This is a genomic window from Seonamhaeicola sp. S2-3 (assembly GCF_001971785.1).
GTDB lineage: Bacteria > Bacteroidota > Bacteroidia > Flavobacteriales > Flavobacteriaceae > Seonamhaeicola.
The window spans coordinates 2,614,147-2,631,311 of sequence record NZ_CP019389.1; the positions used below are offsets into that span (position 1 = coordinate 2,614,147).

16 protein-coding genes, 1 tRNA gene and 1 pseudogene are annotated in these 17,165 nt (G+C 32.7%); 8 read left to right on the forward strand and 10 right to left on the reverse strand.

Annotated elements, in window-relative coordinates; all coding sequences use genetic code 11:
- Positions 1 to 14: 14 nt before the first annotated feature.
- The 3 genes from folE to BWZ22_RS11375 all read right to left on the reverse strand — a co-directional run bounded on the left by folE (position 15) and on the right by BWZ22_RS11375 (position 3,596).
- A complete protein-coding gene (folE, locus tag BWZ22_RS11365) occupies positions 15 to 692 on the reverse strand; it encodes a GTP cyclohydrolase I FolE (RefSeq protein ID WP_076700103.1) in 678 nt (225 codons plus the stop codon).
- A gap of 182 nt (positions 693 to 874) precedes the next feature.
- Positions 875 to 2,407 (reverse strand): OmpP1/FadL family transporter, encoded by a 1,533-nt coding sequence (locus BWZ22_RS11370; RefSeq protein ID WP_076700105.1) that lies wholly within the window; start codon positions 2,405 to 2,407, stop codon positions 875 to 877.
- 22 nt (positions 2,408 to 2,429) lie between these two features.
- Positions 2,430 to 3,596, reverse strand: a complete 1,167-nt coding sequence (locus tag BWZ22_RS11375; RefSeq protein ID WP_076700106.1) for a hypothetical protein — start codon at positions 3,594 to 3,596, stop codon at positions 2,430 to 2,432.
- A 99-nt stretch (positions 3,597 to 3,695) separates the two neighbouring features.
- Between BWZ22_RS11375 and proS the strand changes: the two genes are divergently transcribed.
- From proS to rpsT, 3 genes are all read left to right on the forward strand, one after another.
- Positions 3,696 to 5,174, forward strand: coding sequence for a proline--tRNA ligase (gene proS / locus BWZ22_RS11380; RefSeq protein WP_076700108.1), 1,479 nt, complete (start codon positions 3,696 to 3,698; stop codon positions 5,172 to 5,174).
- Between the two features lie 113 nt (positions 5,175 to 5,287).
- Positions 5,288 to 5,359 (forward strand) — tRNA-Glu (locus tag BWZ22_RS11385).
- 23 nt (positions 5,360 to 5,382) lie between these two features.
- Positions 5,383 to 5,634: a 30S ribosomal protein S20 gene (rpsT, locus tag BWZ22_RS11390; RefSeq protein ID WP_076700115.1), complete on the forward strand. Its 252-nt coding sequence runs from the start codon at positions 5,383 to 5,385 to the stop codon at positions 5,632 to 5,634.
- Between the two features lie 152 nt (positions 5,635 to 5,786).
- On the opposite strand, the gene BWZ22_RS11395 is transcribed toward rpsT, so the two are convergent.
- Positions 5,787 to 6,722, reverse strand: a complete 936-nt coding sequence (locus BWZ22_RS11395) for a transposase (RefSeq protein WP_076697213.1) — start codon at positions 6,720 to 6,722, stop codon at positions 5,787 to 5,789.
- Between the two features lie 43 nt (positions 6,723 to 6,765).
- A complete protein-coding gene (locus BWZ22_RS11400) occupies positions 6,766 to 7,149 on the reverse strand; it encodes a hypothetical protein (protein ID WP_076697215.1) in 384 nt (127 codons plus the stop codon).
- Between the two features lie 101 nt (positions 7,150 to 7,250).
- Here BWZ22_RS11400 and BWZ22_RS11405 point away from each other — a divergent pair, with 101 nt between their 5' ends.
- Positions 7,251 to 8,399 carry an MFS transporter gene (locus BWZ22_RS11405; RefSeq protein ID WP_076700116.1) on the forward strand — a complete coding sequence of 383 codons (1,149 nt, stop codon included), beginning with the start codon at positions 7,251 to 7,253 and terminating at the stop codon, positions 8,397 to 8,399.
- Between the two features lie 45 nt (positions 8,400 to 8,444).
- Complete coding sequence (locus BWZ22_RS11410; protein ID WP_076700118.1) at positions 8,445 to 9,197, forward strand: AraC family transcriptional regulator; 753 nt, start codon at positions 8,445 to 8,447, stop codon at positions 9,195 to 9,197.
- Between the two features lie 64 nt (positions 9,198 to 9,261).
- Here BWZ22_RS11410 and rho read toward each other — a convergent pair whose 3' ends face one another.
- On the reverse strand, positions 9,262 to 10,899 hold the full coding sequence (gene rho, locus BWZ22_RS11415; RefSeq protein WP_076700119.1) for a transcription termination factor Rho: 1,638 nt from the start codon (positions 10,897 to 10,899) through the stop codon (positions 9,262 to 9,264).
- 198 nt (positions 10,900 to 11,097) lie between these two features.
- Between rho and BWZ22_RS11420 the strand changes: the two genes are divergently transcribed.
- Entirely contained in the window at positions 11,098 to 11,508 is a 411-nt protein-coding gene (locus tag BWZ22_RS11420) for a DUF4293 domain-containing protein (protein ID WP_076700121.1), read from the forward strand.
- 142 nt (positions 11,509 to 11,650) lie between these two features.
- Here the strand turns inward: BWZ22_RS11420 and BWZ22_RS11425 are convergent, their stop codons facing one another.
- A complete protein-coding gene (locus BWZ22_RS11425; protein ID WP_076700122.1) occupies positions 11,651 to 12,079 on the reverse strand; it encodes a peptidylprolyl isomerase in 429 nt (142 codons plus the stop codon).
- A gap of 87 nt (positions 12,080 to 12,166) precedes the next feature.
- Positions 12,167 to 12,672: pseudogene (locus tag BWZ22_RS11430) on the reverse strand (metallophosphoesterase).
- Between the two features lie 387 nt (positions 12,673 to 13,059).
- Here BWZ22_RS11430 and truA point away from each other — a divergent pair.
- Complete coding sequence (gene truA, locus BWZ22_RS11435; protein WP_076700124.1) at positions 13,060 to 13,809, forward strand: tRNA pseudouridine(38-40) synthase TruA; 750 nt, start codon at positions 13,060 to 13,062, stop codon at positions 13,807 to 13,809.
- Positions 13,802 to 15,568, forward strand: a complete 1,767-nt coding sequence (locus BWZ22_RS11440) for an ABC transporter ATP-binding protein (RefSeq protein ID WP_076700125.1) — start codon at positions 13,802 to 13,804, stop codon at positions 15,566 to 15,568. Before truA ends, BWZ22_RS11440 begins: the two co-directional genes overlap by 8 nt.
- Before the next feature lies 1 nt (position 15,569).
- Here the strand turns inward: BWZ22_RS11440 and BWZ22_RS11445 are convergent, their stop codons facing one another.
- Positions 15,570 to 16,358: a DUF3667 domain-containing protein gene (locus BWZ22_RS11445; RefSeq protein WP_076700127.1), complete on the reverse strand. Its 789-nt coding sequence runs from the start codon at positions 16,356 to 16,358 to the stop codon at positions 15,570 to 15,572.
- 2 nt (positions 16,359 to 16,360) lie between these two features.
- Positions 16,361 to 17,146 (reverse strand): diadenylate cyclase CdaA, encoded by a 786-nt coding sequence (gene cdaA / locus BWZ22_RS11450; protein WP_076700128.1) that lies wholly within the window; start codon positions 17,144 to 17,146, stop codon positions 16,361 to 16,363.
- Positions 17,147 to 17,165 lie beyond the last annotated feature (19 nt).

Genomic DNA, 17,165 nt, shown 5'->3' on the forward strand with positions numbered 1-17,165 from the left:
TAGAAATATTTAACTTAAAATTTTGTTTCTAGTTTGATGTAATCTAAAAATTCTCTACGGGTAGCTTTATCTTTAAAACGACCTCCAAATTCTGAAGTAACGGTACTACTTTCAATATCTCTAATACCTCTAGAATTCACGCAAAGGTGTTTGGCATCTATAACACAAGCTACATCTTTTGTTCCTAAAACTTCTTGTAATTCTTTTACAATTTGAATAGTTAACCGCTCTTGTACTTGTGGACGTTTTGCAAAATAATCTACTATACGGTTCATTTTAGATAAACCAACTACCGTACCGTTAGATATGTAAGCTATATGAGCTCTACCAACAATAGGCAGTAAATGGTGTTCGCAAGTTGAATACACTGTGATGTTTTTTTCAACAAGCATTTCGCCGTATTTGTATTTATTGTCAAAAGTAGAGGCGCTTGGTTTTTTTTGAGGGTCTAAACCACTAAAAATTTCTTTTACAAACATCTTTGCAACGCGGTTAGGAGTACCTTTTAAACTATCGTCATTTAAATCTAAACCAAGGGTTTCCATAATATGGCGTATATCATCTTTGATGATATCCATCTTTTCTTCATTGGTTAGTTTAAAAGCATCACTACGCATAGGTGTGTCTTGTGAGGTGCTTATGTGCTCATCTCCCAGAGCATCAAAATCTTCTAAATCTTTATCAAATTTCATATGAACTATATGATTGAAATATATAATTGGCAAAGATAAGCATTATACTTTTGTAATGCTTTAACTTAGCAAATAATTAGCATTTGTACATTAGTCTATATTGTATTATAATAATTACACAAAAAAATAAAAGCTTGAATAAAAAATTACTCAAGCCTTTTAAGTTTTATTTATGTGTATTGTTAAATATTAAAGCTTAATGTTACTGTAATGTTAGAGTTTTTTCTATCTACCGTAGCTTGTGGTGCATCACCAAAATCTAAATGATACAGTTTATTAATAAAAGATCTTTCGGCATAATCATAGGTAAAATCTAGTTTGGTGTTTCCAAAGTTATAACCTAAACCAAAAGAATATCCGTTAAGGTCTCCAACAGTAATGCCATCGGTATAAGGGCTTTCTTCAAAACGGTAGCCTCCTCTAAAACTAAATTGTTTGTGTTTGTATTCTCCACCAAGTCTATACGTAGAGGCATCTGTAAATGTATTACTAATATTAGCGTTTAGGTCTTGGTAATAAGCATCATTTTCTGGTTTAAATTTGGTGCTACCATAATCTTTTCTAGAATAATCAAAACTTATTAAGCCTTGTTTACCAAAAACGTATGCTAAACTTCCTGTAATTTGAGCAGGTGTTTGTAGTTTGTATTGAGGGTATACGTTTGTAATTTGCGGATAAATTTCTACAAAACCATTATCGCCATCAGTGGCTAAATATTGTGATGTTTCTTCTTCAATAGTATACCAAGTAGGAGAGTCATAAGTTATACCAATTCTAAACTCTGGGGTTAGTTTCATGATACCACCAAGTTGAAAAGAAAAACCATTACCAGTAGTGTTTAAGGCGTTTTCAAACTCTACATAATTAACTGTTGATCCCGTGTTGTTGTTTTCTTCAAATAATAATGTTGAACGTTGATAGTCTATAAAGTGCGAGTTTAAGTTTAATCCTAAATATAAATTGTCTTCATATTGGGTTGCAATATTAAAAGATACTTTACCATTGTAACCAGTTGCTATATATGAGTAATCGTGCATAAAAGTTCCTGGATCAATATTAGAAGTGTAAATAGTGTTAGCATCATTATCAATATCATCTGGTTCTAGAATAAAAGATTCAAAACCTAAAAAAGCTTGTTGATGTGCAAAACCATAAGTATTTCCTATATCTCGGTAAGCATCGCTTGGAGATTCGCCTGGGAAAGCTGAAATTTCGTCTAACCTTTTACCATCAGCATAATCGTAAAAATAGCTAGCAATAGAGTTGCTAAAATTAGGATCGTTTGTATTGTTTGTTCCAAAAGCATACCAGTTGTCGTCATGGTTATTGGTTCTTTCATAAGCTACTGCCAATGAAAATTTTCTCCATGGTGAATTTGTATTAGAAGCAAAAACAAAAGCAGCTCCTGCTTGGTTTATATCGAAATTAGACTCATTGGTACTACCAGAACCTCCAAAGTAGTTAGAATTATTCTTAGAATGAACATTTGTGCCAGATATAGAGGCATGACTTCTAATAAAAACTGCAGAACTTGCAGGGTTTAAACTAACGGCACTCATGTCTCCACCCAAGGCGCCAAAAGCACCACTTAACGCTCTAAAACGAGCTGTACCTTGAATGTTATCTTGAGAATATCGTAGGGCATCTGTTAAATCTTGTGCGTAAATTGAAGACATAGACAATAAACCTATGACTAGTAAATTTATCTTTTTCATGTGTAATTTTTTTGTTTTTAGATTATCGACGTCTACCACTAGAAGAACTTCTGCTACCAGATGAGCTTCTACTGCTGCTTGAAGACCTAGATACACCAGAACTAGAACTTCTACTACTAGAAGAACTGTAAGATCTACTAGATGACGAAGATGAAGGTGTTGAATAAGATCTTCTTGACGAACGATTATATGTAGGTTTTTTATAAGTACTATAACTTCTAGTTTTAGATGCTGATCTACTAGTTGAATTAGACGACGGTGTTCTAGATACTGTTGATGTTCTTCCTTGTGAGCTACTGTATCTACTTACAGTACTAGATCCTGTAGATCTTCTGGTACTGTAACTATTGGTAGAATTTCTATTTACAGTACTAATGCGAGAGGTGTTACTAGTTATGCCTCTACTAGATGTACTAGATACACTACTTCTACGTGCTGTATTATATTTTGAGGTTGCACTATTTGTATTAGATATAGAGCTTCTTCTAGAGGATGTATAAGTGTTTCTGCTAGAAGCACCAGAATAATAACTGCCTCTTCTGCTTGAGTTGTAAGCTAAACCACGATTATTGTAGTATCTATTTCCGTAATAACCACCATAGTAGCTATAAGGGTATCTATATCTCCATGGGTTGTAAGCCCAACCTCCGTAGTATCCACCGTAAAATGGCGAGTACCATGGGTCATAGTAACCCCAACTATTCCAGCTATTCCACCCAAAATACCAATCGTAATTACTCCATCCCCATCCCCATCTAGAGTAAGGTCTATGCCATCCCCATCCCCAGTTGTTCCAACCCCAATCAGAGTGGATGTTTATGGTTACAGAATTACTGTTTTGACCCCAACCAGCATAACCTTGATAGTCATTATATATGGTGTCATTAGTAGCATAATTGTCAGATTCATAAGAATCTATGTCAGTAAAAATAGATTCGTCTTCCATTAATAATTCAGACTGTAAAGATTTATTTCTAAAGTAGTTTTTGTAGTAATTACTGTTAGATTGATTAGGCACTTCAACAACTGTTTCTGTAGGTGTATTAGTTACCACTATTTGAGAATCGCCATAAATACCATCATCATCTACACCAACGTATTGATAAGAACCACATGATACTAGGCCAAACATTAAACCTATTAAGGCTATGAATGACACTTTTTTATTTGAGTAGTTATTTAAGCGCATATCTATAAGATTTTATTGTTGGACATAACAAAAATAGTTAGTTTTGTTGAACTATTTTTTTATTTAACATAGTCACAATATTTGTGCCAAAACTTTTATATGAGTAAAAAACTTACTAGTAGAGCAGAAGATTATTCTAAATGGTATAACGAATTAGTTGTAAAAGCAGACTTAGCGGAGAATTCGGCAGTTAGAGGTTGTATGGTAATTAAACCTTATGGTTATGCTATTTGGGAAAAAATGCAAGCAGAATTAGATAGAATGTTTAAAGAAACGGGGCATCAAAATGCATATTTTCCGCTTTTTGTACCCAAAAGTTTGTTTGAAGCAGAAGAAAAAAATGCCGAAGGATTTGCAAAAGAATGTGCTGTTGTAACACATTATAGGTTGCAAAATGATCCAGATAAACCAGGTAAATTAAGAGTAGATCCAGAGGCCAAATTAGAAGAAGAGCTTGTAGTAAGACCAACCAGTGAAGCTATTATTTGGAATACCTATAGAAATTGGATTCAATCTTACAGAGATTTACCAATATTAGTAAACCAATGGGCAAACGTAGTGCGTTGGGAAATGCGTACACGTTTATTTTTACGTACAGCAGAGTTTTTATGGCAAGAAGGCCACACAGCACATGAAACTAAGGCAGAGGCAATAGCGGAAACCAAACAAATGAATAACGTTTATGCTACTTTTGTAGAGAACTTTATGGCTATACCAGTTATACAAGGTGTAAAAACTGAAAGCGAACGTTTTGCAGGAGCAGAAGATACCTATTGTATTGAAGCTTTAATGCAAGATGGAAAAGCATTACAAGCAGGTACATCACACTTTTTAGGGCAGAATTTTGCTAAAGCTTTTGATGTTAAGTTTGCCAACAAAGAAGGAAAACAAGATTATGTTTGGGCAACATCTTGGGGAGTTTCTACAAGATTAATGGGCGCTCTTATTATGACCCATAGTGATGATAACGGATTAGTATTACCACCAAACCTAGCACCTTATCAAGTAGTTATTGTGCCTATTTACAGAAATGAAGAGCAATTTGAAGCTATAAGTAAAGTAGCAGAAGATATTATAAGTGATTTAAGAGAAAGAAATATTTCTGTTAAGTTTGATAAACGAGATACTTTGCGTCCAGGAGCAAAATTTGCACAACATGAATTACAAGGAGTACCTTTACGTATAGCAATAGGGCCAAAAGATTTAGAAGATGAAACCGTTGAAGTAGCCAGAAGAGATACCTTAACTAAACAAACCGTAATTTTAGATAGAATAAGTGTTGTTGTAGAAGACTTACTAGAAGAAATTCAAAAAAACCTATTTAATAAAGCATTAGAGTTTAGAAATAACCATATAACTAAGGTAGATACTTTTGAAGAGTTTAAAAAGGTATTAGATAGTAAAGGAGGCTTTATATCGGCACATTGGGATGGAACTAGTGAAACCGAAGAAAAAATAAAAGAGCTAACAAAAGCAACAATTAGATGTATTCCATTAGATATGGAAGCAGAAGACGGTGTTTGTGTGTATTCTGGCAAGCCTTCAAAACGTAGGGTTTTATTTGCAAAAGCGTACTAGTTTAAATTTTTTTTAAAAAAAATTGAATAAGTATTGCAACATTTAAAAATAGTTGTATTTTTGCATCCGCAATCACGAATTGCAAGTTCATTAAATAAATGAGATAACCAAATGGCCCGTTCGTCTATCGGCTAGGACGCCAGGTTTTCATCCTGGTAAGAGGGGTTCGATTCCCCTACGGGCTACAATTTTTTAATAAAAAAAGCAAATGGCAAATCATAAGTCAGCATTAAAAAGAATAAGAAGTAACGAAGCTAAACGTGTTTTAAATAGATATCAACACAAAACTACACGTAGCGCTATTAAAAAGTTACGTGAGTTAACAGATAAAAAAGAAGCAGAGGCTTTATATCCTCAAGTTGTTTCTATGTTAGATAAATTAGCTAAGAAAAATGTTATTCATGCTAATAAAGCAGCGAACCTAAAATCTGGTTTAGCTAAGCATGTAGCTGCTTTGTAGAACAAGCCAAAAAAGAATATTATAAGAGCCTTTCTGAAAAGAAAGGCTTTTTTTATGTGTTGATTTTATTTAAGTATTAGTCACCTATAACAAGTTGTTACAGATTATAATAATTTTAAAGGATCAAGTCCAAAATCTGGGTTTTTACCATTTTAAGAATATAATTTAATCAAGCGATATAAGAAGTATTCCGTATTCCTGACTCCCCTAAATTGAGATCTAAAAGCCTTTACTTTGGCATTAAAGGATTCAGCTGAAGCATTAGTACTTCTGTTTATAAAATAGTTGAGTACAGAGCGGTAATTTAAAGTAATACTATTGGCTACCGTTTGGAAGCTCTTAAATCCTGACTCCTCTACATCTTTGTACCAGTGGGCTAGTTTGGTGTAAGCTACTTTAATATCTATGGCTTGGTTAAAAATATTCCTCAAGCCTTGAACAAGTCCATAAGCTTTCTTTAATTCTGGGTATTCATTAAACAATATCTGTCCCCTCTCTTTCTGATTTGGAGTCCATTTATCTGGGGATTTATACAGTAGATATCTACTCCTGGCCAGGAGTTGTTTTGAGCTATCACCATTAGAAAAAGTTACAGGTTTAAATTCTTTGTCGGCAGCTCTAGATAGCTTTATCTGTTCATTTTCTTGATCCAAAGCTTCCCATCGGTATTTGATACGAAGATCTTGGAGCGCCTCTATTGCCAGCTTCTGTACATGGAACCTGTCTGTTACTTGGATGGCTTTCGGGAAACATTTAGTGGAGATCGTTTTCATAGAGTTAGCCATGTCTAAGGTGATCTCTTTCACTTTAGCACGCTTCTTTGCTGGGATCTTCAAGAGTTGTTCGATAATAGGCTCCACTTTAGTTCCGTGGAATATCCCAACTAAAGCCCCTTTCTTTCCTTTGGCCTTCTTATTGGTAATGATGGTATAGAGCTCTCCCTTGGACAGCGCTGTCTCATCAATGGATAAATAAGAACCTAAGTTTTCAGGGAAAACAAGCCACTGTTTAGCATGACTCTTATGCTCCCATTGCTTAAAATCACTTAAGTGATCCTTATAATGTCTTTGAAGCCTTTTTCCGGACATACCATACTGGTGCCCAAGTTGTTGGCTGCTCAGAGCAGTATTATCAGTCGATTTCTTTTAAAAAAGCAGCAAACTCTTTTGATATTCGAGTTCCCTGTGCAATAAATTCATCCCATTCACGACTTACTTTAATCCTCTTTTTATCAAGTAGAACGTCCCAACGCCTTCGTTTAAGATTTAATGATAGTAGATTGTCTCGAACGGGATAATCCTCGATTATTCGAGGCTCCATGAAGCCACTGGCTTTATACTTGCAATCCTTGTACTTAGATGGTATTTGTTTTTTCTCCTCCAAATATATCGTTAGACGGTTCTCATATAAAACATGCTTTATAGGCTTCTTATCGAATCCAACAATATCAAAATACTCTAATATTCCTTCTGGTAATATTAAACTTAACAAGGATAACTCAGTGTCTTTATTCATCAATATAATTTAAAGTACAAAGAAAATTATTTTTCTCTTTAGACCCAACTTTTGAGATTGATCCAAAACTTTTTCTGCCATATTAGTGACAATTTTGCAGAATGAAAAAGATATCAAACTTAGGCGTTTTTACCATACTATTAGTTAGTAGTTTAACTATTATGGTTGGCTCAGTTATAGCCCCTTCATTATCAGCTATTGTACATAATGTAAATTTTGGTTTTTCACCAGGTTGGTTAATTACCTTACCATCGTTAGGAGTAGTTTTATTTGCCCCTCTAATAGGTAGGTTGTTACCAAAATTAGGTGTTTTAAAAATGTTGTGTTTAGGCCTAATTCCGTATGCTATTTTAGGGTTTTTGGGAGCCTTCATTTCAAATGATTATTTGCTAATTATAGATAGAGTCCTTTTAGGAGGAGCAACGGTGGCGGTTCAGGTTGCTGCTACAGCTTACATTGCTAATTGTTTCTCAGGAGAAAAAAGGATGAAAATTATTGCTTGGCAAGGCATGAGTATTGAACTTGGGGGTGTTGTTTTTCTCGCTATTGGTGGGGTTTTAGGTGAAATTAACTGGGAATTTCCGTTTTACATATATCTTATAGCTTTGTTGTGCTTATTACTAGTGGCTAAAACATTGCCAAAACCTGAGTTTAACACTAAAGACCAAACAAAAATATTGAGACAAAAAAATAAAAATAATCCTAAAGTACAACTTATTTTTATCGCCTCATTATTAGCTATGATGTTGTTTTTTGTAAGTTTTGTAACCTTGCCATTGTATTTGCCAAAAACTTTTAGGTTTAATGAATCTCAAACGGGTTATTTAATGGCATTAATTTCTGTGGTTGCTATTATAACAGCTAGCCAAATGCCTAAAATGATAAAGTTTTTGGGTGATGGTAAAACGGTGGTACTTGGTTTTATGTTTTTTATGTTAGGCTATTTAGTTTTAGCTATAACAAATAATGCCGTTTTTTTAGTATTTATAGTGATTTTTATTGGTATTGGATTTGGGTTTACTATTCCTCTATTAAATCATATGATGGTTGAAGCTAGTACACCGCAAAATCAGGGTAAAAATTTAGGGCTTTTCTCTATGGGGGTTTTTGGAGGGCAGTTTCTTTCCACTTTTATAGAATATGTTTCAAATAATCATATAGTTATATATGGAGTAGCTACGACTTTAGCTCTTGTTATTACATGTGTAATGTATGTGATGTTTCAAAATCTTTCTTACAGCCAAAATTAATTAATTTCTTCTTACTTTTGAGATATACTTCTGAAGTAAAAGAGTGTGGCAAATTGGAGAAATAAAATACAAATTGATGAAAATTTTGAAAGAGATTTAGCATTGCTTTCTGGTAATTCAATGGGTATTTATTTTCAATTTGAAGGAATTCATAAAATGATTATTCATTTTAAACCCTTAAATGAAGTGTTTTCTGAAGAAGTATTCAAAACTGATAGTGGGGTTTTGGTGAATTTTGAACGAGATTTAATTGATGAAGATGATATTGAATATGCGCTAGATGTAATGTCGTTATTTAATAAATATCCCCAATTTGTTTTAACAGAAGGAGGGGAGATTGCTAAGGTTCAACAAGTAATTCATTTGTTAAAAACTGAATTTTGTAATGAAGAGGCATCATATATTATGCTTAAAACTTTATTGAAGGTTTTGTTGTTACATTTAATAAGGCATCAAAATAATAATTTTTTAGAGCAGGATTTACATCAAAAGCGCGTATTTAAATTTTTAGAGTTAATGGAAACCCATTTTTTAAATGAAACGAGTGCTGAATTTTATGCCAATACTATAGGGATTAGTGTAAAACGGTTAAATCAAATTTTAAAAGAGAAATTAAATCTTACGGCCAAACAAATCATTAACCAACGGCAGATTACAGAAGCTAAACGTATACTTGTTAAAAGTGAAATGACAGCTAAGGAATTAGCTTTTAAATTAGGGTTTGATTCTATAAGTAGTTTCTCAAGGTTTTTTAAGAAGCATGTGGGGCTTAGTCCTTCAGATTTTAAGAAACACTAATTTATATTAAAAAAGCCTTAACGGTGTTGTTAAGGCTTTTTCTGGTTTAGTTTAGTTAGTAAAGTTATCCATTCATGGATATTAAGAATTCTTCGTTATTTCTAGTTTGTTTAAAACGATCGTTTGTAAACTCCATAGCTTCTACCGGATTCATGTCTGCAAGGTATTTACGTAATACCCACATGCGCTGAATGGTATTTTCATCAAGTAGTAAATCATCTCTACGTGTGCTTGATGATGTAAGGTCTATAGCAGGGAAAATTCTACGGTTAGATATTTTTCTATCTAATTGTAGTTCCATATTACCAGTTCCTTTAAATTCTTCAAAAATAACCTCGTCCATTTTAGAACCAGTTTCTGTAAGAGCTGTGGCTATTATGGTTAAAGACCCGCCGTTTTCAATATTTCTAGCGGCACCAAAGAAACGTTTAGGTTTATGTAATGCGTTGGCATCTACACCACCACTTAATATTTTACCAGAAGCTGGTTGTACGGTATTGTATGCTCTTGCTAAACGCGTGATAGAATCTAAAAGAATTACCACATCATGACCACATTCTACCAATCGTTTTGCTTTTTCTAAAACAATGTCGGCTATTTTAACATGTTCATGAGCTTCTTTATCAAAGGTAGAAGAAATAACTTCACCTCTTACATTGCGTTGCATGTCTGTTACTTCTTCGGGGCGTTCATCAATTAATAAAATCATTAAGTAAACCTCTGGATGATTGGCAGCAATTGCATTGGCCACATCTTTAAGTAACATGGTTTTACCAGTTTTTGGTTGCGATACTATCATACCACGTTGCCCTTTACCAATAGGAGCAAACAAATCCATTATTCTAGTAGAAATGGTACTTTGCTTTTCTGCAATATTGAATTTTTCTTGTGGGAATAAAGGGGTTAAATGCTCAAAAGAAACACGGTCTCTAACCACTTCTGGTTTCTGTCCATTTATTTTAGTAACCTTAATTAAAGGGAAATATTTTTCACCTTCTTTAGGAGGTCTAACATTACCTAAAACAGTATCGCCCTTTTTAAGTCCAAATAATCGTATTTGCGATTGTGATACATAAATATCATCAGGAGATGACAAATAGTTGTAATCTGATGAACGTAAAAATCCGTAGCCGTCCTGCATAATATCTAAAACGCCTTCGCTCTCAATAATAGCATCAAACTCATAATCAGGCTCACGATAGCGGTTTCTGTTATCTTTATTTCCGTTATCAACATTACCTTTTTTATTTTGCTGATTTCTTTGTTGATTTTTATTTTGTTGATTTCTTTGTTGGTTGTTCTGAGCCTTGGTATTGTCTTGTTTTTTCTCTTGACTACCTTTTTTTGCTGGTGCAGGAGCTTCAGATTTTTCAACGGTTACGTTTTTTTCTGCTGGTTTAGTTTCCTCTTTCTTTTGAGGTACCGCTTTTTCTTCGGCTTGAGGTTTTTGAGCAGGTTTTTGTACACGTTGCCTTGGCCTTCTTGTTTTTGGCTTGGTTTCTTGTGTAGAATCTTTCTTTTCGGACTTTTCGGGCTTTTCTGAAGATTCTGATACAGCCTTAGGGTTAGCCGCTTGGTGATCTAGTATTTGATAAACTAGATCTAATTTTTTTAAAGAACGGTATTTAGGAATACTTAATTTTTTTGCAATCTCTTGTAATTCAGAGAGTTTCTTTTCTTTTAGTTGTGAAATTTCAAACATTGATGTTTAATTGAATATATTTTTTGAATGTAATTTTTGTAGTAATTCTAAGAAAAAATTTGATTTATTCTGGAGAATTAACCGCTTATATAAGCGATTGTTGAGAATTATTACTGCAATTATACAACTTTATTTTAATTTTTAGTCTTATTTTTTAAAGAAACCATTATTTTTGTCTTCCAATTTTAAAAAACATACATGTTACAAAGAATACAAACAGTTTATCTTTTGCTTGCAGCTGGTGTTTCGGGAGGTTTAATTTTCCTTTTTGAATTATGGACACTAGAAGATGGTGTTAAGATGTTTGCGCAAGATATTAATTATGTGTTTGCAGCTTTTTTAACGTCTGCTTTTTTCTCTGTTGTAGCAATTTTTAGATACAAAAACAGGAAGTCTCAATTTATGTTGGGGCGTCTTAATATCATATTAAACTTTATTTTACTAGGATTTCTTGTATATCAATCTCTAAATTTATCTGGAGAAACTAACGTTTCTGAGAAAGGTATTGGGATGTTCATTCCTATTTTTTCTATCGTATTTTTGGCTTTGGCCAATAAAGCCATTAAAAAGGATGAAGATCTTGTAAAATCTGTAGATCGATTACGATAAAACCTAATATCTTAGTAGTATTAGTGCGTAGGCCCAAGATGAAGATCTTGGGCTTTTTTGTTGCTACATAAATTATTTGAACAAAAAAGCCTAGAATTAAATTTAATTCTAGGCTTTTAAAGTTTTGTACTATAGCGACTTCTTATTTTATTTCAATAAGCTCTAAATCAAATATTAATTCTTGTCCTGCTAATGGGTGATTAGCATCAACAATAATATGATCTTCATTTACTTCGGCTACTCTAAATTGTACTTCTCTACCATCTGGTCCTTTTGAAGCTAATCCCATGCCAACCTCTGGAGTCATTTCTGGAGGTAATTGTTCTTTTTTTACTTCGTAAAATAATTCTTTTTGCACTTCGCCGTAGGCTTCGTTAACTGGAATATTTATGGTTTTTTTCTCGTTTAATTTCATGTCAATAATACCTTTTTCAAAACCAGGAATAAGCATTCCTTGACCTAAAGTAACTTCTAATGGTTCTCTTTCTAAAGAACTGTCAAAAACTTGACCGTTACTTAATTTTCCTGTGTAATGTACTCTTACGGTATCATTTTCTTTAACTTGACTCATAATTATATTTTTTAAATAGCTACAAAAGTACGTATTAACAAACAAAAACTACAGCTTTTAGTTATAAATACTTGTTAATTCTGCGCTTTATTTTTTAGGGTGTCTTACGGCGAATTCTATGACTTCTAAATTGTCTATTTTTTTGCCATCTATTGTAAAGCGTAACATGGTGCGTTGTTTATGAAAACCATGTTTACCAACAGCCCCTGGATTCATATGAATAAGGTTTAATTTTTTATCTGGCATGACTTTTAAAATATGCGAGTGCCCACAAATAAAAAGCTTTGGAGGGTTTTGTTTTAAGGTTTCTACAACACGAGTGTTGTATTTAGGGGGTAGCCACCAATATGGGTAATCCAAACATCAACATCTTCACACATAAATCGGTTGTGTTCAGGGAATTCATTTCTAACTTTAGCATCGTCAATATTGCCATAAACCCCTTTTAAGGGTTTTAAATTTTTTATAGCATCGGTTACTTTTAAATTACCAATGTCTCCAGCATGCCATACTTCATCGGCTTGTTTTACATACTTGAGAATATCATTATCAATATATCCGTGGGTGTCTGAAAGTAAGAGAATTTTAGTCATTAATATACAATTGTAAAAACTGTTGTAAAAGTATAGATTATTGTTTGAATATGCTGTTTGTTATTTGGGGATACATAAAGACAAAAATAGAAACTATATTAAGGGTAGCTGATAAAGAGTAGGAACAATAATAAAATTGAAAAAAAGTAAATAAGCTAGTAAATATTTGCGTTAGGGATTGAGGTATTTGTTGAAGCTCCCCGACGTAGGAGGGAGCGACTACCGAAAGCCCGACCTGAAAGGAAACGCCCACTTTTTGATTCAGTTTGAAATAAGTTAGTAATACTTAATGAATTCATTATACGTTTTAATATTTAATTAAGACTTCTACCTTCGGTTTAAAAGTAAAACTATCTATCTTTGTTATTTTAAAAGTTTAAAAGTAGTTTGAGGTATTTTATAGAACTTTCTTATAGCGGTAGTGCTTACCATGGTTGGCAAAATCAGCCTACAGCCATAACAGTACAAGAGGTTATAGAAAAAGCTCTTTCTACACTTTTAAAAGAAACTATAGCTATTGTTGGCGCAGGAAGAACCGATACTGGTGTGCATGCTTCGCAAATGTTTGCTCATTTTGATACTAATGTTCATTTTGAAGAAAAACATTTGGTTTATAAACTTAATTCGTTTTTACCAAAGGACATTGCTATTCAAGATATTTTTAAGGTAAAAGGAAATGCTCATGCCCGCTTTGATGCTTTAAGTAGAACGTATTTATACAGAATTACCTTAAAGAAAAACGTATTTACATTTAACAATACGCTTTATATGAAGCAGGGTTTGGATGTTGATAAAATGAAAGAAGCCTCAAAAATTTTATTTGAGTATAAAGATTTTCAATGCTTTTCAAAAAGTAATACCGATGTAAAAACGTATAATTGTACTATAATGAAAGCCGATTGGTTTTTTAAAGATGATGAACTTCATTTTATAATAAAAGCCGATAGATTTTTACGCAACATGGTTAGAGCCATTGTTGGTACCATGATTAACATAGGTTTAGAGAAATTTAATGTTGAAGATTTGCATACCATTATAAAATCTAAAAACCGCAGTAAAGCAGGCTATTCTGTACCTGCACATGCCTTATATTTAACTCATGTAGAATACCCAGACAGCATAAAAATAGATGACTAAAAAGAAAGAAAATATATTTGACTTTGTACTATTTAAACGTTTGTTTCTGTATATAAAACCTTATAAGGGTATTTTTATTGGGTTGTTTATTTTGGTAATCTTACTAGCGGGTTTAAGTGCCGCTACACCGTTTTTAACAAAAGAAGCTATTGATAAAGGTATTAGTGTAAATAAATCTAGCACCTTTTTGTTTTTTGTAGTTTTAATGTTTGCGGCTTTAATACTACAAACCATATTTCAGCTTACCTTTATATATTATGCAGCCTGGTTGGGCCAAAACTTAGTGAAGGATGTTAGAATAAAGTTATTTAATCATTTACTTCGGTTTAAAATGAAGTATTATGATAATTCATCGGTTGGGGTTTTAATTACTCGTTCTGTAACCGATATGGAGCGTATTGCAGATATTTTTGGTCAGGGGTTGTTTATGATTTTTAGAGACGTTTTAACCATGGCTGTTGTTTTTGGTGTTATGGTGTTTACAGACTGGAGACTTAGTTTAATTGTTTTTGTAATGCTTCCTATTTTGCTGTACGCAACACGGTTATTTCAAAAGTACATGAAAAAAGCTTTTGAGGAAGTTAGAAATGAGGTGTCTAACCTAAACTCGTTTGTTCAAGAACGATTAACAGGAATGAAAATTTTACAGCTCTTTACACGAGAAAAAACAGAACATAAAAACTTTAGAGAAATAAATGAGCGTCATAAAAAAGCATGGTTAAAAACTGTGTGGTACAATTCTATTTTCTTTCCTATAGCAGATTTAGCATCGTCTGTAACCATAGGTTTAGTGGCTTGGTACGGTGGTCTTAACGTTATAGAAGGTACTGTAACACAAGGAGTTTTAATAGCATTTATAATGTATATACCTATGATGTTTAGGCCATTGCGTCAAATAGCCGATAAATTTAATACATTACAAATGGGAATGGTAGCAGCTAACAGGGTTTTTAATGTTTTAGATACCACTTCGCAAATTGATGACAAAGGCACTAAGGTTGCAAATCATTTTAAAGGAAATATAAAGTTTAATAATGTTAGCTTTAGTTATGTTGAAGACGAAGAGGTTTTAAAAGGTGTTTCATTTACCGTAAATGCAGGAGAAACAGTTGCTATTGTTGGTGCTACTGGTGCTGGAAAATCTACTATTATTAATTTATTAAATAGGTTTTACGAAATAAACGAAGGTGCTATTTTAGTTGATGAAACCGATATTAGAGATGTTACTTTGGCATCATTAAGAACTCAAATTGCTATTGTGTTACAAGATGTATTTTTATTTGCCGATACTATTTTAAGTAACATTACCTTAAATCATCCAGAAATTACAGAAGAACAAGTTCAACAAGCAGCTAAAGATATTGGTATTCATGAATTTATTATGAGCTTGCCTAATGGTTATAATTACAATGTAAAAGAGCGTGGTGTTATGCTATCATCTGGTCAGCGACAGCTTATATCCTTTTTAAGAGCTTATGTAACCAACCCAAGTATTTTGGTGTTAGATGAAGCAACCTCATCGGTTGATTCATATTCAGAACAGCTCATACAAAAGGCTACCGATAAAATTACTAAAGGAAGAACTTCTATTGTTATTGCTCATAGGTTAGCAACAATTAAAAAAGCCGATAAAATTATTGTAATGGATGCTGGTGAAATTGTAGAACAAGGTACCCATACAGAGTTACTTAAAAAAGAGAATGGGTATTATAAAAATCTTTACGAAGTTCAGTTTTTACAAGAAGCAACGGCTGTTTAGTTTATTTTGGAGGAGCAAAATCTTGAACAGAAATGGCTCCTGTTAAAAATAGCATGATAATGGTTGCTATTGAAATTCCCATATATCCAACAAAGAAAACAAGAATAAACGAGGGAATACGCCAAAGTAATGATGATAATTTATATTGAGAATTTTTATAACTCACATATATACAAAACAAAATCATTATTAAAGAATACGTTAGTGCAGAGTTAAAATAAAATTGCGGATTTACTAAAAGTAAAATAACAGCATAAGTGGTAGAAATAATACTAAAACTAGTAATTGAATATATTGAAATTACAACATGCTCTGCATAGTTGTAATTTTTTTTGTTAAAAATTAAATAACTAGCAAATGCTATAATTGGAATGTATAAGAAATAAAGCAATGAACTGTATTCTAAGGAGGCTGCCATTATTTTTTCAGAACCAGAACCTCCACTACTTGTTTGTACATACCCTATTTTAGAAAAATCAATGCTATCCCAAGCTAATTTTTTGGTTAAAAAAAGAATGAAACCAGATACTGTTAACGAAATGGCTAACATGCTAACTGGGTTTAAATATTTTTTGCGTAACCCAGATATATAGCCTCCACAAACTTCTTGTGGATTAATAATCATCTGCCAAAGAGTTTTTAATAAGGTGTTGTCTAAATTAAAATAGCGCTCAAAGAAATCAAAAAATAAACTTTTAGCAGAAATTCTATTTCGTATTATTTTGGCACCACAATCTGGACAAAAACTATAATCTGTTTTTAACGCTTTATTACAATTTTTACAGTTCATTATTAAACCAGATCATTTTTTATCATAGTTATTAGGTGATTAGTGTCTTCAAAAGCAACAAACTCACCATCTTTAAAATAAGAAATATGTCCAGTTTCTTCACTAACAACTAAAGCTACAGCATCCGTTTTTTCTGAAACTCCAATGGCAGCTCTATGACGCAAACCAAATCGTTTAGGAATGTTTTTTTCATTATTAACAGGAAGAATAACTCTGGTTGCTTTAACAATATTATTACTTATAATAATGGCACCATCATGTAGCGGACTATTCTTGAAAAAAATACTTTCTATAATAGGTTGGGTTACTTTAATATTCATTTCATCACCCGATGTTAATAAAAAATCAAGGTTGTTATTACGTTCAAAAACAATTAAAGCACCAGTTTTAGACATAGCCATTTTGCTGCATGCAGAAACAATGGCATCTACATCTGTACTGTTAGAAGCTTCGGTTTTTAAAAATTTAAAGCGCTGAAAAAACTTTACGTGTCTACCAAAATTAGTAGACCCAACCATAAGTAAAAATTTTCTAATCTCTGGTTGAAATACTACAATTAAGGCTATAATTCCAACATCAATAAAACCTTTTAAAAGACCATTTAAAAGATTCATGTTTAAAAACTCAGTTAATCTCCAAGCAACATAAATGATAATAATGCCAAAAAATATGTTAATGGCTACGGTGCCTTTTACCAATTTATAAAGGTAGTAGAGCAGTAGTGCTACCAGAACAACATCTAGATAATCTATAAAACGTAGGTTTAAAATGTCTTTAAAGATGTCCAATAGAAATAGGTTTTTGGTA